Source organism: Chromobacterium sp. IIBBL 290-4, assembly GCF_024207115.1.
Taxonomy (GTDB): domain Bacteria; phylum Pseudomonadota; class Gammaproteobacteria; order Burkholderiales; family Chromobacteriaceae; genus Chromobacterium.
On sequence record NZ_CP100128.1, the window covers coordinates 4885309 to 4904355 of the forward strand.

General features: G+C 62.3%; 20 protein-coding genes and 1 riboswitch. Of the genes, 9 read left to right on the plus strand and 11 right to left on the minus strand.

What is annotated here, in order from left to right; all coding sequences use genetic code 11:
* Positions 1-16: 16 nt before the first annotated feature.
* A complete protein-coding gene (gene uvrB / locus NKT35_RS22950) occupies positions 17-2029 on the minus strand; it encodes an excinuclease ABC subunit UvrB (protein ID WP_254297592.1) in 2013 nt (670 codons plus the stop codon).
* A gap of 33 nt (positions 2030-2062) precedes the next feature.
* On the minus strand, positions 2063-2266 hold the full coding sequence (locus NKT35_RS22955; RefSeq protein WP_254297593.1) for a hypothetical protein: 204 nt from the start codon (positions 2264-2266) through the stop codon (positions 2063-2065).
* A 43-nt stretch (positions 2267-2309) separates the two neighbouring features.
* Between NKT35_RS22955 and NKT35_RS22960 the strand changes: the two genes are divergently transcribed.
* The gene (locus NKT35_RS22960) at positions 2310-3179 is read left to right on the plus strand and encodes a serine hydrolase (protein WP_254297594.1); all 870 of its coding nucleotides are present in this window, start codon (positions 2310-2312) and stop codon (positions 3177-3179) included.
* A gap of 228 nt (positions 3180-3407) precedes the next feature.
* On the opposite strand, the gene NKT35_RS22965 is transcribed toward NKT35_RS22960, so the two are convergent.
* Complete coding sequence (locus NKT35_RS22965; protein WP_254297595.1) at positions 3408-3809, minus strand: CPBP family glutamic-type intramembrane protease; 402 nt, start codon at positions 3807-3809, stop codon at positions 3408-3410.
* A gap of 1121 nt (positions 3810-4930) precedes the next feature.
* Positions 4931-5881 carry a LysR family transcriptional regulator gene (locus NKT35_RS22970; RefSeq protein WP_254297596.1) on the minus strand — a complete coding sequence of 317 codons (951 nt, stop codon included), beginning with the start codon at positions 5879-5881 and terminating at the stop codon, positions 4931-4933.
* A gap of 50 nt (positions 5882-5931) precedes the next feature.
* On the opposite strand from NKT35_RS22970, the gene NKT35_RS22975 reads away from it, so the two are divergent.
* The 3 genes from NKT35_RS22975 (at position 5932) to NKT35_RS22985 (ending at position 7938) form a co-directional block, all read left to right on the plus strand.
* On the plus strand, positions 5932-6438 hold the full coding sequence (locus NKT35_RS22975; RefSeq protein WP_254297597.1) for a GNAT family N-acetyltransferase: 507 nt from the start codon (positions 5932-5934) through the stop codon (positions 6436-6438).
* Positions 6439-6584: 146 nt separating this feature from the next.
* Positions 6585-7130, plus strand: coding sequence for a kinase inhibitor (locus tag NKT35_RS22980; protein WP_254297598.1), 546 nt, complete (start codon positions 6585-6587; stop codon positions 7128-7130).
* Positions 7131-7137: 7 nt separating this feature from the next.
* The gene (locus NKT35_RS22985; RefSeq protein ID WP_254297599.1) at positions 7138-7938 is read left to right on the plus strand and encodes a helix-turn-helix transcriptional regulator; all 801 of its coding nucleotides are present in this window, start codon (positions 7138-7140) and stop codon (positions 7936-7938) included.
* 23 nt (positions 7939-7961) lie between these two features.
* On the opposite strand, the gene NKT35_RS22990 is transcribed toward NKT35_RS22985, so the two are convergent.
* A complete protein-coding gene (locus tag NKT35_RS22990; protein WP_254297600.1) occupies positions 7962-8375 on the minus strand; it encodes a VOC family protein in 414 nt (137 codons plus the stop codon).
* 135 nt (positions 8376-8510) lie between these two features.
* Between NKT35_RS22990 and NKT35_RS22995 the strand changes: the two genes are divergently transcribed.
* Positions 8511-9041 carry a MarR family winged helix-turn-helix transcriptional regulator gene (locus tag NKT35_RS22995; protein WP_254297601.1) on the plus strand — a complete coding sequence of 177 codons (531 nt, stop codon included), beginning with the start codon at positions 8511-8513 and terminating at the stop codon, positions 9039-9041.
* Positions 9042-9073: 32 nt separating this feature from the next.
* On the opposite strand, the gene NKT35_RS23000 is transcribed toward NKT35_RS22995, so the two are convergent.
* The 4 genes from NKT35_RS23000 to NKT35_RS23015 form a co-directional block, all read right to left on the minus strand.
* Positions 9074-10021, minus strand: coding sequence for an ABC transporter ATP-binding protein (locus tag NKT35_RS23000; protein ID WP_254297602.1), 948 nt, complete (start codon positions 10019-10021; stop codon positions 9074-9076).
* Entirely contained in the window at positions 9996-11567 is a 1572-nt protein-coding gene (locus NKT35_RS23005) for an ABC transporter permease (protein WP_254297603.1), read from the minus strand. Before NKT35_RS23005 ends, NKT35_RS23000 begins: the two co-directional genes overlap by 26 nt.
* Complete coding sequence (locus tag NKT35_RS23010; protein WP_254297604.1) at positions 11558-12109, minus strand: GNAT family N-acetyltransferase; 552 nt, start codon at positions 12107-12109, stop codon at positions 11558-11560. The genes NKT35_RS23005 and NKT35_RS23010 overlap by 10 nt, the downstream gene beginning before the upstream one ends.
* Before the next feature lie 67 nt (positions 12110-12176).
* Complete coding sequence (locus NKT35_RS23015; RefSeq protein WP_254297605.1) at positions 12177-13193, minus strand: thiamine ABC transporter substrate-binding protein; 1017 nt, start codon at positions 13191-13193, stop codon at positions 12177-12179.
* A gap of 47 nt (positions 13194-13240) precedes the next feature.
* Positions 13241-13335, minus strand: a riboswitch (TPP riboswitch).
* 240 nt (positions 13336-13575) lie between these two features.
* On the opposite strand from NKT35_RS23015, the gene NKT35_RS23020 reads away from it, so the two are divergent.
* From NKT35_RS23020 to NKT35_RS23030, 3 genes are all read left to right on the plus strand, one after another.
* Positions 13576-13851: a hypothetical protein gene (locus NKT35_RS23020; protein WP_254297606.1), complete on the plus strand. Its 276-nt coding sequence runs from the start codon at positions 13576-13578 to the stop codon at positions 13849-13851.
* A 171-nt stretch (positions 13852-14022) separates the two neighbouring features.
* On the plus strand, positions 14023-15468 hold the full coding sequence (locus NKT35_RS23025; RefSeq protein WP_254297607.1) for a DUF1800 domain-containing protein: 1446 nt from the start codon (positions 14023-14025) through the stop codon (positions 15466-15468).
* 10 nt (positions 15469-15478) lie between these two features.
* Positions 15479-16657 (plus strand): DUF1501 domain-containing protein, encoded by a 1179-nt coding sequence (locus NKT35_RS23030; RefSeq protein ID WP_254297608.1) that lies wholly within the window; start codon positions 15479-15481, stop codon positions 16655-16657.
* Between the two features lie 3 nt (positions 16658-16660).
* Here the strand turns inward: NKT35_RS23030 and NKT35_RS23035 are convergent, their stop codons facing one another.
* On the minus strand, positions 16661-17446 hold the full coding sequence (locus tag NKT35_RS23035; RefSeq protein ID WP_254297609.1) for a substrate-binding periplasmic protein: 786 nt from the start codon (positions 17444-17446) through the stop codon (positions 16661-16663).
* Positions 17447-17568: 122 nt separating this feature from the next.
* On the opposite strand from NKT35_RS23035, the gene NKT35_RS23040 reads away from it, so the two are divergent.
* Positions 17569-18399, plus strand: a complete 831-nt coding sequence (locus NKT35_RS23040; RefSeq protein ID WP_254297610.1) for a hypothetical protein — start codon at positions 17569-17571, stop codon at positions 18397-18399.
* Positions 18400-18402: 3 nt separating this feature from the next.
* Here NKT35_RS23040 and NKT35_RS23045 read toward each other — a convergent pair whose 3' ends face one another.
* Positions 18403-18873 (minus strand): winged helix DNA-binding protein, encoded by a 471-nt coding sequence (locus tag NKT35_RS23045; RefSeq protein WP_254297611.1) that lies wholly within the window; start codon positions 18871-18873, stop codon positions 18403-18405.
* Positions 18874-19047: the final 174 nt, after the last annotated feature.

The window sequence follows — 19047 nt, forward strand, 5'->3', positions numbered from 1 at the left end:
GGACAAGTACCAGCGGCTATAGCTCGCCGAGCCAGGCCTTTTCCTTCAGCTGCTTCAATTCGTCTCGGATGCGCGCGGCGCGCTCGAACTCCAGATTGCGCGCCGCCTCCATCATTTCCTTCTCCAGACGCTTGATCTCCTTGGCCAGCGTCTTCTCGTCCATCATCGCCACTGCCGCCTCGTCCACCAGCTTCTTGCGCTCGGCCTCGACGCTGTAAACGCCGTCGATGATGTCCTTGATCTTCTTCTCCACGCCCTTGGGCACAATGCCGTGCTCGGCGTTGAACGCCATCTGCTTGGCGCGGCGGCGCTCGGTTTCGTCCATCGCCTTGCGCATGGACTCGGTGATGCGGTCGGCGTAGAGCAGTGCCCTGCCGTTCAGGTTCCGCGCGGCGCGACCTATGGTCTGGATCAGGCTGCGCTCGCTGCGCAGGAAACCCTCTTTATCGGCATCCAGGATCGCCACCAGGCTCACTTCCGGGATATCCAGGCCTTCGCGCAACAGGTTGATGCCGATCAGCACGTCGAACACGCCCAGGCGCAGGTCGCGGAGAATCTCCACCCGCTCCACCGTATCGATGTCGCTGTGCAGATAGCGCACCTTGACGCCGTGTTCGGTGTAGTAGTCGGCCAGTTGCTCGGCCATGCGCTTGGTCAACGTGGTGACCAGCACCCGCTCGCCGCGCTCCATGCGGTCGCGGATTTCGGACAGCAGGTCGTCCACCTGGGTCGCCACCGGTCTGATCTCAAGCTGCGGGTCCACCAGGCCGGTCGGCCGCACCACCTGCTCCACCACCTGGCCGGCATGATCCTTTTCATACACCGCCGGCGTGGCGGAGACAAACACGGTCTGCGGCATCAGCTGTTCGAACTCGTGGAATTTCAGCGGCCGGTTGTCAGCGGCGGATGGCAGACGGAAGCCGTACTCCACCAGGTTGGCCTTGCGCGCGGCGTCGCCCTTGTACATCGCGCCCACCTGCGGCACGGTGACGTGGCTCTCGTCGATGAACATCAGCGCGTTCTTGGGCAGGTAGTCGATCAGCGTCGGCGGCGGATCGCCGGGTCCACGGCCGGAGAAATGGCGCGAATAGTTTTCGATGCCCTTGCAGAAGCCCATCTCGTACAGCATTTCCAGGTCGAAGCGGGTGCGCTGCTCGATGCGTTGCGCCTCCACCAGCTTGCCTTCCTTTTGATACCACTCGATGCGGTGGCGCAGCTCGTCCTTGATCTGCTCGCAGGCGCGCAGCACGGTGTCGCGCGGCGTCACGTAGTGGCTGGACGGAAACACGGTGAAGCGGCCGACCCGTTGCTTGGTGGCGCCAGTCAACGGATCGAACAGCGTCAGCGCTTCAACCTCATCGTCGAACAGACTGACGCGCAGCGCGGTGTCGCTGCTTTCCGCCGGGTAGATGTCGATCACGTCGCCGCGCACGCGGAAGGTGCCGCGGCCGAAGTCCAGATCGTTGCGGCTGTACTGCATGGTGGTCAGCCGGCTGATGATGTCGCGCTGCGGGGTGGTTTCGCCTTCCTTCAGATGCAGGATCATCTGGTGGTAGTCGGACGGATCGCCGATGCCGTAAATCGCCGACACCGTCGCCACGATGATGCAGTCGGGACGTTCCAGTATCGACTTGGTGGCCGACAGCCGCATCTGCTCGATGTGCTCGTTGATGCTGGAGTCTTTCTCGATGAACAGGTCGCGGCTGGGGACGTAGGCTTCCGGCTGGTAGTAGTCGTAATAAGAGACGAAATATTCGACCGCATTGTGCGGGAAGAACTCGCGCATTTCGCTATACAACTGCGCCGCCAGCGTCTTGTTGTGCGCCATGATGATGGCTGGCCGGCCGGTCTGGGCGATGACGTTGGCCATGGTGTAGGTCTTGCCTGAGCCGGTCACGCCCAGCAGCGTCTGATAGGACAAGCCGTCGGACAGGCCTTCCACCAGTTGCTCGATGGCGGCAGGCTGGTCGCCGGCCGGCGGAAATGGCTGGTTCAGCTGGAAGGGGCTGTCGGGATAGGTCAGCAGCATGGCGCGGGTTTCGAGGTGGCGAAACCGCTGATTTTACGCCTGTCCGCCGCCAATCTCACCCCTTTGTTCGAGTCCATGGAAAACCTGGCGAAAATGCGCTTTTCTCAACGGAAAATGCGAGGTTTTTGTTCTACACAGACCGGTAAGATTGTTTAAAATGCAATCAGGACTGCATGAGCGGCCATTGGCAACGATGCTGCCACCTTCAACGAAGTTGGCGGCAAATGCCGACATCATGCCGTCTAAATCTCCACAAAAACACGCGCACACGGAGTGACGCATGATCAAGAAAATCGCAAGCCTGCTGGTATCGGCGGCCCTGGCCATGCCGGTAATGGCGGCTCCGCCGCAAGGCGTGCTGGTAGCCAGCGAAATGGCTGGCTACGCCGCGCCGCGGCTTAATTCGCATTCTGTGCTGGTCATCAACGGCAACAGCGGCGAAACGCTGTATGAGAAAAACACCCATATGCGGATGCCCATCGCCTCCATCAGCAAGCTGATGACGGCGATGGTGCTGCTGGATTCCGGCGCGGCGCTGGACGAGCGGGTAACCGTCTCCAACGCCGAAATCGACCGCGTCAAACACACCACCTCCCGCCTGGCCGTCGGCACCACCCTCACCCGCAAGGAAATGCTGCTGCTGGCGCTGATGTCGTCGGAAAACCGCGCCGCCGCCACGCTGGCGCGCACGGCCTATCCCGGCGGCACCGCGGCTTTCGTCGAACGGATGAACCGCAAGGCGCAGAGCCTGGGCATGACGGAAACCATCTTCCGCGACCCCACCGGCCTGGACGTGCGCAACACCTCCACTGCGGCCGATCTGGCCAAGATGGTGCAGGCGGCGCAGAAATATCCGCTGATCCGCGAGTTCACCACCACCGAAAACCACGAGATCTTGTCCACCCGCAACCGCGTGCTGCATTACAAGAACAGCAATGCGCTGGTGCGCGAAGGCGATTGGGACATCGCGGTGCAGAAAACCGGCTACATCCAGGAAGCCGGCCGCTGCATGGTGCTGCAAGCCATCGTCGGCTCGCAGCCGCTGATCATCGTGCTGCTGGACGCCCGCGCCAGCTCGGCGCGCGTCAACGACGCCAAAAACATCAAGAACTGGCTGGAGGCCCATCCAGGCAACTGGCTGGCAGGCTGAGGTCTCCCACTTTCCCATCCAAGCCGGCTTGCCCGGCTTTTTTCATGCCCCGCCGCATGACTGGCAATCAAAGCGCCCAATCCAAGATGGCACTGTCTTAGTGCTGGTTTCTTTCTTGCATACAGCCACATAAATAAAACTGCCGCCAACACACAAAGCCAAATGCATAAGCAACAATAAAACCGGCACTCATGCTCAGTTGTCAAGGCTGGCCAAACGAGGCTTTGATCATGGCTTGTAGCTTAGGTAGGCCGTCAATAGCACGGCTACCAGCGCGTTGTATAGCGAATGGGTGGCAGCCGTGGTCCAGAAAGCGTAGGGGCATGAGCGCTCACGCCAATGTAGATAGCAATAAGTCAGAGAGAAACCCATGAATATGCCGGAGACAATGCCGTAGGGAAAATAACGCCAAGCATGGGGTAGAAACATCACGAGGATACCCAGTAAGTACTGACTGGGCACGCTGAATCGGCAGCGTCGAGCAAGTTCGATGACTAAAACCTGGAAGATGAATGTTTCGAGCAGCGGCGCAAAAATAACCGCCTGCAACGCTTTTGCCCACCAGGATGCTTGCCAAGCTGCTATAGCGCCGGGACGGCTGGATGAAAAAGGGCCAAGAGTGACTCTCAAGGTTTGACTTAGACTGGTTATTAGCAGAAAGTTTATGGTAGCCAACGTGGAACAAAAGAATACAGGCGAGAGCTGGCGATGACGGGTGCTAGTTTGGTGCAAGAAAGACTGTGTTCGACTGAGCATAAGATTCGCACCTGCTTGGAAAAATAGTCATCAAAAACCACGTTGGCTGCAAGATAGCCGAATCAGCTAGGCTAAATTATTATTTGGCGCCGCCGCAATAACCGCCATTGGCGCAACTGCTGGCGGGGTAGTTTCTTCGGCTATCCAGCCATTTCCCTGCAGAGTTAGCCGCATCTTTTGCAACGTCAGACCAAAAATCAAAGAACATGCCAGCAACAGCGTCTCCAGGGCCTCCACTGTTATTGTCATCTCCTGGTGAACTTTCAAGCATGCCCTGTCGAAAAGCTATTGCGGTGGCCACTCAGATAACTTGCGACATTTCTATTTCGTTCAATTCCGTCAACATTCAATTCTCCTTGGCATTGGTGGAGCTTAATTATATTTTCAACAAAAAAAAATGACAAATTCATATTTTTATTAAGTTTATATTTAATTACTATGCTTGCTCGACAATTTATAGGTACAAGTCCAGGTCTACGCACTCGAATTACATGGCGCCGATGTGATTTTGACATTCTCCCTAGCGCCCTGCGGACCCTACAGGGCCGTAGATACCGTCTTAGCGGTCAAGCGCTTTTTGCGTAATCCACTCGATATGACAGCCGTGCTTTCAACACGCCAAAGCACAAGTGCATCAGCTCGCGCTTGGCGGCGCCCACAGCAGCCATTTTCGACTTGCCTCGCGCCAACAAGCGCTCGTATTGCGCTTTGATGGGCGGGTTATGGAGATTGGCAACTAGGGCAGGCATGAATAACAAGACGCGGATCTGTGATGGACCCGCGTTGGACGAATGGGCGCATCCCTGCAAGAAGCTGCCCGACTACCGCTCCATCAGCACCAAGCCCAGGTAAGCCGCCAATAGCTCGGCGCTGTCGAAGAGATGAAAACTTAGAATGATCGCCCAATGAAATGGAGCATCATCGCAGGACTATTCCCGCCTTCATCTAAAGCTGTCATGGATGGGCTGGAACTCATATCTAGATGCACAGGAGTTCTAACGGCAAGCCAGCAGCTGCCGCTTCACCCACTGATGCGCGGCGTCGCCGGCATGGCGCTGGTGGCTATAGATTTTCAATTGATAGGGCGGGATCGCGAATGGCGGCGGCAGTAGCCGGATGCCCGCGGCCTCGGCCAATATGCGAGCCGCGCGGCCCGGCAGCGTCATGATCAGCTCGCTGCGGCCGATGATGAAAGGCGCGGCCAGCACCGATGGCAGCTGCAGTGCCACATCGCGCGCCAGCCCCAATTGCTCCAACACATGATCCACCACCCCGCGCGGCTCGTTCCACGGCGTCACCACCGCGTGGCGCTCGGCCAAATACGCATCCAGCGGCAGCGTTTCACCTATGCGCGGATGATGCGCAGACGCCGCCGCCACATATTCATCTTCCAGCCAGTCGAATTCGTCCACGCCCTCCGGCGTGGAGCCGCCCTGCTCTGAATAACCCAGCGCGAAGTCTATGCTGCCCGCCAGCAACTCCTCCAGCGGCACTTTCTGGCCAGTCTGCAGCACCCGGAAACGCAAGCGCGGCGCTACCCGGCCCAGGCTCTCCCATAAAGCGGGCAGCACCGCGAGGGCGGTGTAATCGGTTGCGGCCAGCGTAAACAGCCTGTCGCTGCTGCCGGGATCGAAGTCCAAGCCCTGCCGCAAACCGTCAGCCAAGAGCGACAGCGCCTGCTCCACCACGGCCGACAAGCGCCGCGCACGCTCGGTCGGCCGCATTTCCCGTCCGGTGCGCAGGAACAGCTCATCCCCAACGGCGTCCCGCAGCCGCGACAGCGCATGGCTGCATGCCGAAGGGCTGATGGCCAGCGCATCGGCGGCGGACTGCACCGAACGGCGGCGGTACAAGGCATCGAACACCCTTAGCAGATTGAGATCCAGGCCGCGCAGACTATCGTGAATATTGTTCATTTCATGCTGAAAATAATGCACTGTATTCATTCTACCAATCCGCATTAAGATGAGGCCATCAATCGTTTACGGAGCCCCTCATGGCCGACATCGCCATCACCGCAGCCCAACCGCAGGACGCGGCCGACATCCATCGCTTCATCACCGAGCTGGCCATCTACGAGCGCGCCGAGCATGAGGTGACGGCCAGCGTCGCCGACATCGAAGCCACCCTGTTCGGCCCCGAAGCCAAGGCCCAGGCCCTGATGTGCCGCGTCGACGGCGAACTGTCCGGCTTCGCCGTCTACTTTTTCAGCTATTCCACTTGGCTGGGCAAAAACGGCTTATACCTGGAAGACCTGTACGTCACGCCGGAACAACGCGGCGCGGGCGCCGGCAAGGCCCTGCTGCAATATCTGGCGCAACTGGCCTGCGAGAAAGACTGCGGCCGCTTCGAATGGAGCGTGCTGGACTGGAATCAGCCGGCGATCGATTTTTACCAGTCGATAGGCGCCAAGCCGCAGGCCGAGTGGATACGCTACCGCCTGGCCGGCGACGATCTCAGACAATTCGGCGCAGCCGCATCGCGCGAGCGCGCGCCCGCCTAGGCCAGTGTCCGCCGGCCGCGCCAGCTGCTACAGTCTCCATCGGCATGCCGCGCGAGCGTCGCGGCGCAAGGCGCGAGCGTTTCGGCATAGCAAGCTCAGCCGGTTTCGCGCATGCTTTCCCTACCCGCAAACAAAGGAGAATCGAAATGCGCGTTACTCTGCTGATCGCCAGCCTGTTCACCCTGCCGCTGGCCGCCCAGGCCGATGAGTTCAAGCTCGTCAGCGCCAATATCGCCGAAGGCCAAAGCTTGAGCCTGAAGCAGGTCTATCGCGGCTTCGGCTGCGAAGGCGGCAATGTCTCGCCACAGCTGTCCTGGAGCGGCGCGCCGGCCGGCGCCAAGAGTTTCGCCATCACCGCCTACGACCCGGACGCGCCGACCGGCAGCGGCTGGTGGCATTGGACCGTGGTCAATCTGCCAGCTAACGTCCATTCTTTGCCGGAAGGCGCAGGCAGCATCGGCGGCAAATTGCCCGCCGGCGCCGTGCAGGGCCGCACCGATTTCGGCGAGTCGCGCTTCGGCGGCGCATGCCCGCCGGTCGGCGACAAACCGCACCGCTATCAATTCACCGTCTGGGCGCTGAAAACGGACAGGCTGCCGGTGGACGCCAACGCCAGCGGCGCGTTGGTGGGCTATATGCTCAACGCCAATGCGCTGGCCAAAGCCACCCTCACCGCCACTTACGGCCGTTAAGCGCTTGATGTCCGCCCCCAGCCACCGCATCAGCCGCATAGAGGCCGGAGAAATCCGCGCCCGCCTGCCGCAAAACATCAAGCGGGTGCCCGTGTTCGCGCCGGCGCTTTGCCGCGTCCGCCTGGGCGTCAAACGCATCTGGCTGGGCGAGCGGGAAATGTCGGCGGGGCCGGAGCGGCTGGTGCTGCTGCCGGCCGGCATCGAGGCGGACATCGCCAATCTTCCCGGACCGGACGGCTATCTCGCCGACATCGTCAGCCTGCCGCCAGGCCTGTTGAACGACTTCCGCCTGCGGCACGGGCCGCTGCTGCTCCAACAGAGGCCGGGCTTCGAGCTCTGCCCGCGGCTGGAGCCGCGCGTCGAATCTGCCTGGAATGCCCTGCTGGACAGCCTGCGCGCGAATGACCCGCCGGAAATGTCGGCTCATCATGCTTGCGGCGTGCTGCTGGCCCTCGCGTTGGCGGGGCAGATCGAACCGCTGCTGCGCCCCGCCGCCGGCGGCATCACCGAGCGGGTGCGGCATTTGCTGCTGCTCGATCCCGCCGCCAGCTGGAGCGTGGACATGGCGGCGCGCCGGCTCAATCAAGGCGCGTCGACCTTGCGCCGCCATCTGGCCGAAGAAGGCAGCAGTTTTCGCGGCATACTGGAAAGCCTGCGCATGGGGCTGGCCCTGCAGCAAGTGCAAAACGGCGAGCGAGCCATCGCCGACATCGCAGTCAGCAGCGGCTATGCCTCCGCTTCGCGCTTCAGCGCCCGCTTTCGCCAACGCTACGGACTGACGCCCAGCGAACTGCGCCGCACGCTGTGACCGCGCCGCTCACCCCAGCTCAATCAAACTTCTGCATGGCCGGCCTGCCGCAGCTCCAGCAGATTGCCTGCGGGGTCGCGCAGGAAAAGCTGCGTCAACCGGTCCGCCGCCACATTGCGCTGGCTGAAAAACTCCACACCCAGACTGTTTAGCGCCTCTGCGGCCTGGGCCAGGCTGTCCACGGTCAAGGCGACATGATTGGCCACCGGATCCCGTCCCGGCCCCTGGGCATAACGCGACTCACCCGCATTGCCCAGCACATGCAGCTGCCGCGCATCCGGCAGATCAAGAAAACATCCCGGCACCCCGGGGATGTCCCAACGCGAGGCATCGGTCTCCAGGCCCATGACCTGTTGATAAAAATCCCGCATGGCTTCCACTTTTCCCGGCGGAACGGCAAATCCCACATGATGAAGCGCTTGTACTGAAATTTTCATGACTGCTCCTTGTTGAATGGCGCAGAGAAAATAATACGCTTAGCTTATAGTTAGTTAACCTAACCATATCAATATATCGACGATTTGTTGCTTTTCCACTAGCATCCAAGCAGCTCCCAGACTGTGCGATCCATCATGCCCATTGCCGACAATGAAGACGACTCCCCGCTGCCAATGCCCCATCTGCAACTGATGCGGGAAACCATGTCTGCGGGCGAGGCGGCCGATGGCGCGACGGCGGGATTGCTGTTGCTATGGCTGGGCGACGACGCGCTCAAACTGGTCAATGACAGGCTGGATGAGCACGGCTTGTCGGAGAACAAGCTGCAAGTGCTCATGCTGTTCCTGCTGCAGGAAAAGGGCTGCTTTGGCGAGGATCCGCCCACGCCCTCCAGCATCGCCAACTACTGCAGCATCACCCGCGCCTCCGCCACCGGCTTGCTGGACTGGCTGGAGAAACGCGCCCTGATCGCCAGAGTTCCCCACCCCACCGACCGCCGCAGCTTGCAGTTGAAGCTGACAGACCACGCCCGAACCTTGCTGGAGCACGCGCTGCCAGGCTTCTGGCGCGCATGTTCGGCGCTCACCGACGCGCTGAGCGCGCAAGAAAAAAGCCAGCTGCTGCAACTGCTGGCCAAAATATGGCAGGCGACGCAGGCCAAATGATTTGACCTGCGCCGGATCGGAACCCGCCCGAATCAGCGGAAACGCAATAGCGCCGATTCATCCACTCCCATGCCGATTTTTCCGCCTATGAACAGCGCCCCGCCCAAGCGCGCGGCCTCTCTGGCTGACAAGGTCAGAACCAGTTCGCCCCAAGCCGTCGCCGCTTTGACTTTCACACCCTCCGCCAACGCGCTCAATTCGACAATCGTCGCGGCAGGCTGATCGTCCCCCAGCAGGATGGCGGCCGGCGGAATCGCCGCCTGCTCGCCGACATTGTCGTAGCCGATGAAGCGCGCCAGCCACGCATCGGCCGGCTGCGCCAGCAGCGCTTGCGGCGCCGCGCATTGCAGCAGGCGTCCCGCTTTCAACACCGCCACCCGGTCGGCCAGCGCGAAAGCCTCGTCTCTATCATGGGTGACGATGATGGCCGGCATGCCGGCCTCGCGCAGCAAGCCGCGGAATTCCCCTTGCAATTGGCGGCGCAAGTCCGCGTCCAGGCTGGAGAACGGCTCGTCCAGCAACAACAGCCGCGGCTGCGTCGCCAGCGCCCGCGCCAGCGCCACGCGCTGCTGCTCGCCGCCGGACAGCGTCCACACCTTGCGCTTGCCGTGCTCGGCCAGGCCCACCCTATGCAACATGGCCTGCGCCCGGGCGGCGGTCTCGCGCCGGTTCGCGCCCTGCTCGATCAGGCCGAACATCACATTGCCCAGCGCGTCCAGATGCGGAAACAGCGCGAAATCCTGGAACATCAGCGCGAAGCCGCGCCGCTCCGGCGGCAGCCGCGACACATCCGCGCCGTCAAAGCGCAGCTCGCCGCTGTCCGGCGCCACCAGGCCGGCTATCATTTTCAACAGCGTGCTCTTGCCGCAGCCGGAAGGCCCCAGCAAGGCCAGCGTTTCGCCCTCAGCCATGGCGAGCGAGACATCGTCGGCCACCACGCGCGAGCCGAAGCGTTTATTCAGATTGCGCAGCGTCAGCACGGTCGCCCTCCTTCGCGCCGGCGCCGCCGGCGGTTTCAATGATCCAGAATGCCAGCAAGGCCAGCAGCATCAACAGGCAGGAAAGCTGCATCGCCGCGTCGGCGTTGGCCTGCCCCGGCCGCCCCAGCCGCTGATAGATCAGCGTGGTCAGCGTCAGCCATTCCGGCCGCGACAAAAACAGCGTGACGGCGAACTCCCCCACCGCGGTGGCGGCGGCGAAAGCCAGGCCGCGCCGCAAAGCCGGCTGCAGCAGCGGCCATTGCACGCGCAGGAAAGTCCGCCAGGGGCTCGCGCCCAGGCTGCGCGCCGCGGCGGCCCAGTGCGCCGGCTGCCCGTCCAGCGCCGCCAACACCGCTTTAGCCACAAAGGGATAAGCCAGCAAGGCGTAAGCGCCCAATAGCAAGCCCGAGGCGGCGCTCCATTGCGGATACAGCAGCAGCAAACCGAACGCCGCGCAAACCGGCGAGATGATGAAAGGCAGAAACATGGCGGCGCGCATGGCCAGGCTGCGGCCGCTGGCGAAAGCGTGCAACAAACCCAGGCCGCCGGCCAGCAACACCGTCAAAGCGGTGAAGCGGGCGCTGTTCCACAAGGCCAGCCGGACATCCTCATCCCACAAAGCCAGCCAGGACGATGCGGCGCCCAGGCCGCGCCAGCACACGGCCAGCAAAGGCAAGCCGCCGAACAGCAGCAAGACCGCCATCGCCAAGGTCAGCGCCAGCCGCTCCAGCGGATTCGACGCCGGCCTGAGCGGCAAGGGCTCCGCCTTCGCCGCCGTCGCCAGCCGACGCGCCAGCCAGGCATAGGCCGCCGCCGCCGCGCCGCACACCAGCAACACCAGCAAGGCCAGCGCGCCGGCGTCGGCCAGATTCAATTCGTAAGCCACCAGCGAATAGATTTCCACCTCCAGCGTGGCATAGCGCTGGCCCCCCAGGATCAGCGCCAGGCCAAAACCGGAAAAACAATACAGAAACACCAGGCACAGGCTGGACAGCAGCCAGGGCAGCGCCGCCGGCCACTCCACCCGCCAAAACGCCCGCCACGGCGACGCGCCCAGGGTGCGGGCAGCGGCCAGACGGCTGGCCGGCACTTGGGCAAAGCCGTCGCAAGCGGCGCGCACCACCAGCGGCAGATTGAAAAACAGATTGCCGTACAACAGCAGCCAGGGCGTGTCCTGCAGATTGACGCCGAACAGGCCGTGCGGGCCGAACAAGGCCAGCACGCCCATCGCCGCCACCAGGGTGGGCATGACGAAGGGCAACATCAACAGCCGTAAAACCACGGCGCGGCCGTAAAAGCGGTAGCGCGCCAACAGCCAGGCCAAGGGCACGCCGACCAATACGCAGGCCAGGCAAGTCGCCGCGGCCTGGCCCAGCGACCACCACAGCCGGCCGCGCAGATAAGGATCGCTCAGCAAATCCAGGTGGAACTGCATGCCGCCCTCGGCCAGCAGCCGGCACAAGGGCGCAATCGCCAACAGCAGTAGAAATGACAAAGGCAGGCCGGCGAGCGCCAGCCTGGATGCGGCAAACTGCTTCAAACACATACTCCAGACAACGGCCAATCGGCCGTCAACACATCCTCGCAACCGTCTTCGTCGCGCACCTGGCCCACTTTGGAGAAACCCAGCTGCGCCGCCAGCGCCTGCGAGGGCAGATTGCCCGGCTCGATGGACAACACCAGCCGCTTGACGCCGCCCTGCGCCGCCGCCCAGCCCGCCATCGCCAATAGCGCCTCGCGGGCATAGCCCCGGCGGCGGAAAGCGGGATAAACGGCGTAGCCCAGCTCGACATCGCCATAGCCGTTGAGATAAGGATGGCCGGGCCGCGTGTGGAAATTGATATGCCCGACCATGGCCAGATCGTCGCGACGCAGCATGGCGCGCACCGACCATGGCGCGTAAGCCGGATCGTCCGCCATGTCCTGCAGCCGCATCGCCATCAGTTCCCGCTCCCGCAGCCAATCGGCATCCGGCGGAAAACCCAGGGTTCGCGCCGCCGCGCCGGCATCGCCGCGCAAACAGGCTTGCAAGCCGGCGGCGTCCAGATGGCGCAGCATCAGCCTAGGGGAAACAATATCGTCAATCATCGCGGCGCTCTTTAGATAAACATGCTTCGATCATGACAGAAATCGACCGAAGCATGCCATCGCGGCATCAGTTGCCCGACTTCAGCACCACTCGCGTCCAGCGGCTGACCCAGCCGCGCTGCTTGGCGGCCAGGACGGCGCTGTCAGGCGTGTCGTGCGCCGCCGGCTGTTCGGCATGCTTGTACACCGGGTCCAGCGCGATATTGTCCAGCGCCGGGTACATCCACATCCGGGTGGGGATGTCCTTTTGCACCGCGTCCGAGCGCAGGAAGGCGATGAACTGCTGCGCCACCTTGGCCTCCTTGCCGCCCTTGACCAGTGCCGCGCCTTCCACCTGGCGGAACACGCCGCCTTGCAGGAACAGATTGCCGGTCGGCGCGTCGGCCAGCTTTTCCTTGCTGTAGAACACTTCCGCCGCCGGGCTGGTGGCATAGCTCAGCACGATGGGACGGCTGCCGCCATTCTTGGAGAAGTCGGTGTAATAGGCTTCGGTCCAGCCCTTGCTCACTTTCAGGCCGTTGTCGCGCAGCTTGCCCCACAGCGCGAAAGCCTTGTCTTCGCCGAAAGCGTGGATAGTGGAAGCCAGGAAAGCCAGGCCCGGGCTGGAGGTGGCCGGATTTTCCACCACCAGCAGATTCTTGTAGGCCGGCTGCGTCAAGTCGCTCAAGGTTTTGGGCAGCGGCAGCTTGTTCTTGGCGAACCAGGCCTTGTCGTAGTTCAAGGCCACATAGCCATAGTCGATGGCGGCCGCGCCGGGCAGGCTCACCTTGCCGCGCTTGGCCAGTTCCGCCGGCAAAGGCGCCAGCGCGCCGGCCTGCTCGGCCTTGCCGATCAGACTGTTGTCGATGCCGAACACCACGTCGGCGATGGGATTGGACTTGGTCAGAATCAGCTTGTTGACCATCTCGCCGGCGTCGCCGGCCTTGATGATGGATACCTTGGCGCCGGTCTGCTTTTCGAAAGCGGCCAACTGCTGCTTATCAAGGCTGAAGGAGCTATGCGCCAATACGCGCAGTTCGGCGGCCTGGGCGGACAAGCCCGCCAGGCTCAGGGCGAGGACAACAAGCTTGGATTGCAACTTCATGGAATTCTCCGTGCGAAAACGACGGAGCAAGCGGGCCAGGCGGGACGCATTCCCGCGCATCACGCTCCCTCCGCTGGCATGACCCAGATCAGGTTCTCAGGGTGTCTCTCAGCCCGCATGGCGGGCACCCCCGGCGACAGTCCGCCAGTATAGCCGACCTGATGTCTTTCCGGCACCCATCTCAGGCAGCGTGAACAGCGTAGCCACTCGTTCAGCTCCAAAATTTCCTGGACCCAGCACTTGAAGATGTCTGGCGCCGGCTCAAGATAAATGCTGAAAGCATTAATTCGCAGCCAGGCTTCATGCCTTCCACTTATCGAATGGATAAAACGCATGCCGACACCTGCCCCAAACGCCATATCCGTGAAAATGCGATGATCGAATGACTGAGAAATTCATTTCCGCGATTCAACGAATCCGCTTCTCCTTTATGCAGCTCCGCTGGAGAAAGGCGCTGATCGGCTTGGCAACTGCCATGCTCTTTCTGATGCTATTGTCCCCGGAGCTTGCTTTCTTTAGTTTTTTACTGGATGCAGTCGTGATCGACGCCATCCTGATCTTCGCCGGGTTTCAGCTGGCTCACTATTGGGCATATGTCAAATATGTCTTCGGTCAAATATCCCAAACCCTCCGCGCCACAATCAAAGAAAAGCAATAGCACGAGCAAAGCCAACCCCCTTGATGACATTCAAATCCCAGTCGACTCGCGGCCAAAAGCCTTTGCCTTGATGCCATAAACATTCCCTCACAGTTTCCGCCCCGCCTTCACATCCAACTAAAAATAGGCCGCTAAGCTGACATGGCTACGCTTGGACCCGGACTCTCCGCCATGCTCAAAAAAATATTCCTCGCTTCCGTGCTGTGCGCGCTGCCGCTGGCGGCGCTGGCCGACATCGGCGTCGACGGCGCGCGCCATCTGCTGCTCCGCACCGGTTTCGGCGCCAATCCGGCGCAGATCGCCGCCTTAGCGCCGCTTAGCCGCGAGGCGGCGGTGGACAAGATTCTGGCCGGCGTCCGCACCCAGGCCGTCACGCCGCCGCCCGGCTGGGCCAATGACCCCTTTGAACGCCCCGGCCAGCCCGGCCTGAGCGAAGATCAGAAAAAAGCGCTGCAGCAGGAACGCAACCAGCACGCAGTAGAGCTGCGCAGCTGGTGGCTGACCGAGATGCGCGACACCCCTTCCCCGCTGACCGAGAAAATGACCCTGTTCTGGCACAACCATTTCGTGTCGGCGCTGGACAAGGTGAGATCGCCGCAAATGATGTATCAGCAGAATTTGCTGCTGCGCCATTACGCGCTGGGCAACTTTGGCCAGCTGTTGCACGCGGTGGCGCGGGATCCGGCGATGATGCGCTATCTCGACACCGCCAATAACCGCAAGGAACAGCCGAACGAGAACTTCGCCCGCGAAGTGATGGAGCTGTTCACGCTGGGCGAAGGCCATTACAGCGAGCAGGACATCCGCGAGGCGGCGCGCGCCTTCACCGGCTGGGGCCTGGATCATGACGACCAATTCATCGTCCGCCCGCGGCTGCGCGACAGCGGCGAAAAAGTGATTTTCGGCCAACGCGGCAATTTCGATGGCGACGACGTGATCGAACTGTTGCTGCAGCAGCCGCAAACATCGGTGTTCATCACCAATAAACTGTGGCGCAACTTCGTGTCGCCGACGCCGGACCCGGCCGCGGCGGCCAAGCTGGCCAATGACTTCCGCCATAACCACTACCAGCTCAAGCCGCTGATGCGCGCGCTGCTGCTCAGCCCGCAGTTCTGGCGCAGCCAGGGCCAATTGGTGAAGTCGCCGGTGGAGCTGACCATAGGCACGCTGGTGACCTTCGACCTGACGCCGCCGGATTGGCGCGTCATCGCCGGCCTGAACCGCCAACTGGGCCAGGACGTGTTCGCCCCGCCCAATGTCAAAGGCTGGCCCGGCGGCGAGGCCTGGATCAACAGCGCCACCCTGCTCACCCGCAAGCAGTTTCTGGATCGCATCGCGCATGATGCCGCGCCGGCGCGCGATGCCTTCGCCCAAGCGGACGGCAGCATGAACGAAATGGCCGGCCGCGAGGCGCGCATCAACCGCTTTGTTGCCAAAGGCGTGGCGTCGATGAAGCTGCAACCGGATGAGTGGGCGGCGATTTACGACGCCCGCCGCGCCGGCGACGCCGCCCGGCTGCTGCTGGCCGTGCCGCCGGCCAACCCGCTGCCGCCGGATGCCAGCGGCGCCAAAGCCATCGCCCAGTTGCTGCTGGACCCGGCCTATCAGGTGGAATGAGGAGCCTGCCATGTTCAAACGACGCGAATTCCTGAAGGCCGCCGGCGCGGGATTGATGATGTCCATACTGCCCAATCTGTCCTGGGCGCTGGCGCCGGCCGGTTACAAGCGGCTATTGGTGCTGGTGGAGCTGAAGGGCGGCAATGACGGCCTCAACACCGTGGTGCCTTACGCCAGCGCCGACTACTACCGGCTTCGCCCCGGCATCGCCATCGCCCGCGAGCAGGTTTTGCAGATCAACGGCGAAATCGGCCTGCATCCCTCGCTCGCCCCGCTGATGCCGCTGTGGCAAGACAAACAGCTGGCGCTGCTGCAGGGCGTGGGCTATCCCGACCCCAATCTGTCGCACTTCCGCTCCATCGAAATCTGGGACACCGCCTCGGCCAGCCAGCAATTTTTGACCGAAGGCTGGCTGACGCGGCTGTTCCGCGAGCAGCCCACGCCCAAGAACTTCGCCGCCGACGGCGTGGTGCTGTCCAGCCAGGTGCTGGGCCCGCTGGACGGCGGCGCCCGCGCCGTGGTGCTGTCCAATCCGCAGGACTTCGCCCGCCAGGCCAAACTGGTGGCCGACCAACAGCCCGGCCACGCAGGCTCGGCGCTGGAGCATATCCTGAAAGTGGAAGGCGACATCCGCCAGGCCGCCGCCAGCCTGGCGCCCTTGCCGCGCACCGCGCCCAGCGAAGCGCCGACAGCGGGGCCCAAGCCCAATGGCGGCTTCGGCAATGCGGTGCGCACCTTGACCGACACCCTGGCCCGCGGCGTGGACATCGCGGTGGCCCGCATCACCCTCACCGGCTTCGATACCCACGGCAACCAGCAACCGGTGCAGGCGCGGCTGCTGGCGGAATTGGCGGATGGCTTGGCGCAGCTGAGGAGCGAGATGACACGGCTGGGCCGCTGGGACGATACCTTGGTGCTGAGTTATGCCGAATTCGGCCGCCGCCCGCGGGAGAACGGCAACCGCGGCACCGATCACGGCACCGCCAATGTCCATTTCGCGCTGGGCGGCCGCGTCAACGGCGGACTCTTTGGCCAAACGCCGCAATTGGCCGGCGTCAGCGAGGGCAATCTGCAACATGCGATCGATTTTCGCCAGCTTTACGCCACGGCGATGGAGAGCTGGTGGGGCAAGGACAGCCGCAATGTGCTGGGCGGACGCTTCGCCGCCTTGCCTCTGCTGCGCGGCTGAAGCTCAGGGATCGGGATAAGCCATGGAGAAATGGCTGCGGTAGAGCTTGTCCACCGTGCCATCCCGCTTCATCCGCAGCAATTGCGCGGAAAAAGCCCCGCACAGCGCTGGCGACACGCTGCTCTTGCTGAAAACATAAAAAGCGCCTCCCACCCGCCATACCGGCGGCAGCGCCACGATCGCCGGTTGCTGCGGCAAGCGGGCCAACTCATTCGGCACGGTATCCATGGTAGCCAGCAACAGGTCTACCCTCCCGAGTTGCAGCTTGCGCAGTCCGCTTTCCAAGGTCTCGCCAGTATCGATGCGCACCGAGGGCGGCGGTTTTTTCAGCCAGCCGTCCACTCTCTCGCCATAGCTGTCTCCGCGCATCACGCCCAGCCGGAGCAAGCCCACGCGGCCCAGGTCCTCCAGCTTGGACACCGGCCACTGCGCCTGATGATCGCGCCTGACCCACAGCCGCACCAGCGAGATGCTGTAGCCCGGCACAAAACAGGCGTACGCCTCCCGCTCCTTCGTTCTCAGCGCCTGCATCGCGACATCCAGCGTGCCCAGCCGCAGCTCCTGCAACGTGCGCGACCAGGGCATTCGGCGATAGCTCAGGCGGCAGCCCATATTCGCGGCCGCCTTGCTCAGCAGCTCCACCGAGTAGCCCGCGGGCCGGCCATCCCGTCCCAAGTAATGATACGGCGGCCGCTCCTCCCACCCCACGCTCAAGGGGAGGGGACAGCGCTCAGCCCAAGCCGGCGCGGCGATCAGCATCAGCGCCAAAGCTGTCCGATATTCGATCAAGATCGCCTCCTTGCGAAAAAACGCTTATCCGGCATGCGGATCAAGTCTTCCCTACAATGTAGGATAGAATCTCATGCTGTCAGCTTGGCCTCCATCGACAACACCCAGAGCAAACACACTCAATGGCTTCAACCAATAACACCAAGGGCAACGGCCACCCGGCGCCCGCCGAAGAACTGCCGCTGCCGCCGCCGGAGACCGAGACTTCGCTGGCCAACCAGGCCATCATGCTGGGCGAAACCATCCTGACCATCCAGGCCGGCGGCACGCCGGTTTACGGCATTCTGCAACGCAGCCGGGCCATGACCAGCCAATCGGACTATTTCAGGCTGCAATTCCGCGGCTACGCCAAGGCCGAAGGCCAGCACTGGGTCATGCTCGATGGCGACGACAGCCGTTTCCACGCAGTCTACAACCTGGCCTGGGTGAGAGTGGACAGGCCCAGCAAAACCGTCACCTTCGGCCCCAAGGGCGGCATCCAGTGCAGCCCCGGCATGACAGGCAGCGGCCTGGACACCTATTTGTTCGCCAATGTGATCAACTGGGCCAAGGGGGTCTGCCCGGAATACGCCATCTCCCCGGGCATGGTCTCCATCGGCCAGCCGCCCACCGAAGACGAGAGAGTGCAGAAACATGCCTTCTACGCCGGGCAGGCTTTCCAGTTCGAATGGCAGGATCCGGCGCAACGCACCGGGCTCTATTTCAAGGACAAGGTCAGCAAGCTGCTTGGGGTCTGGAACAAGGACTCGGTCAAGGAATTCGGCGGCGAGGACATGCTGAAGACGCTATCCGGCCTGGATGAAAGCCGGGCGGAGCTGCAGGCGCAGATGGAGCGGCTGGAGAATGCCCATGAAAGCATGAGCCGGGCGCTGCAAAAAGAAAAAAGCACCTCGCAGATCCTGACCGGGGTGCTGATTCTCGTCGCCCTGATTGCCATCTGGGCAGTCATTTAAGCTTCAAAAAGACGCGCCCGCCCGCGCGGCCTGCTCGTAAATCCCCGCCAGGCTGCGCATCAACTGGGCCAGTTCGCCGATAGCCGGATTGGCTACGCCGCCATCGCTAAGCGTAGCCATCAGGCATTGCTCGCGCACTTGGCGATAACGCTCGCACAGTTCCCTCCCCCGCTCGGTCGTGGCGAACAGCACCTCCTTGCCCCGCTTCTCGCTTTTGACATAGCCCGTCTTCACCAGCTTTTTCAGGGCGTAAGACACCACATGGGTATCTTCCATATTCAGCACGAAGCAGATATCGGCCAGTTTCTTCTGCCGCCCGCGGTGATTGACATGGTGGACCAGCAGCACTTCGGTCGGCGTCATATCCTTCTCGCCCGCGGCGGCCATGCACCTCACCATCCAGCGATGGAAGGCGTTGTTGACCACAGTCAGGCTGAATTCGAACTCCGACAATTCGGGACTACGCTCGGACACCAAATGCTGCGATGAGACTATCCTAGGTAAAGCATTTGTCATTTTCGCACTCCCTCGTCACAATGCCCTATCGTTGCCGCTACAATGACAAATTGACGAGAATTTATATAGTATGTATCGGCACAAGCAAATAACCATCAAGCATAAAGATATCGCATAGATATTGCCACCCCA

Excerpts from the sequence above, each read along its gene's own strand:
- NKT35_RS23005 (WP_254297603.1), bottom strand. The coding sequence starts at position 11,567 with ATGTGTTTGAAGCAGTTTGCCGCATCCAGGCTGGCGCTCGCCGGCCTG.
- NKT35_RS23020 (WP_254297606.1), top strand. The coding sequence starts at position 13,576 with ATGACTGAGAAATTCATTTCCGCGATTCAACGAATCCGCTTCTCCTTT.
- NKT35_RS22975 (WP_254297597.1), top strand. The coding sequence starts at position 5,932 with ATGGCCGACATCGCCATCACCGCAGCCCAACCGCAGGACGCGGCCGAC.
- NKT35_RS23040 (WP_254297610.1), top strand. The coding sequence starts at position 17,569 with ATGGCTTCAACCAATAACACCAAGGGCAACGGCCACCCGGCGCCCGCC.
- NKT35_RS23010 (WP_254297604.1), bottom strand. The coding sequence starts at position 12,109 with ATGATTGACGATATTGTTTCCCCTAGGCTGATGCTGCGCCATCTGGAC.
- uvrB (WP_254297592.1), bottom strand. The coding sequence starts at position 2,029 with ATGCTGCTGACCTATCCCGACAGCCCCTTCCAGCTGAACCAGCCATTT.
- NKT35_RS22985 (WP_254297599.1), top strand. The coding sequence starts at position 7,138 with ATGTCCGCCCCCAGCCACCGCATCAGCCGCATAGAGGCCGGAGAAATC.
- NKT35_RS23025 (WP_254297607.1), top strand. The coding sequence starts at position 14,023 with ATGCTCAAAAAAATATTCCTCGCTTCCGTGCTGTGCGCGCTGCCGCTG.
- NKT35_RS22980 (WP_254297598.1), top strand. The coding sequence starts at position 6,585 with ATGCGCGTTACTCTGCTGATCGCCAGCCTGTTCACCCTGCCGCTGGCC.
- NKT35_RS23015 (WP_254297605.1), bottom strand. The coding sequence starts at position 13,193 with ATGAAGTTGCAATCCAAGCTTGTTGTCCTCGCCCTGAGCCTGGCGGGC.
- NKT35_RS22995 (WP_254297601.1), top strand. The coding sequence starts at position 8,511 with ATGCCCATTGCCGACAATGAAGACGACTCCCCGCTGCCAATGCCCCAT.
- NKT35_RS23030 (WP_254297608.1), top strand. The coding sequence starts at position 15,479 with ATGTTCAAACGACGCGAATTCCTGAAGGCCGCCGGCGCGGGATTGATG.
- NKT35_RS22955 (WP_254297593.1), bottom strand. The coding sequence starts at position 2,266 with ATGATGTCGGCATTTGCCGCCAACTTCGTTGAAGGTGGCAGCATCGTT.
- NKT35_RS22990 (WP_254297600.1), bottom strand. The coding sequence starts at position 8,375 with ATGAAAATTTCAGTACAAGCGCTTCATCATGTGGGATTTGCCGTTCCG.
- NKT35_RS22960 (WP_254297594.1), top strand. The coding sequence starts at position 2,310 with ATGATCAAGAAAATCGCAAGCCTGCTGGTATCGGCGGCCCTGGCCATG.
- NKT35_RS22970 (WP_254297596.1), bottom strand. The coding sequence starts at position 5,881 with ATGAATACAGTGCATTATTTTCAGCATGAAATGAACAATATTCACGAT.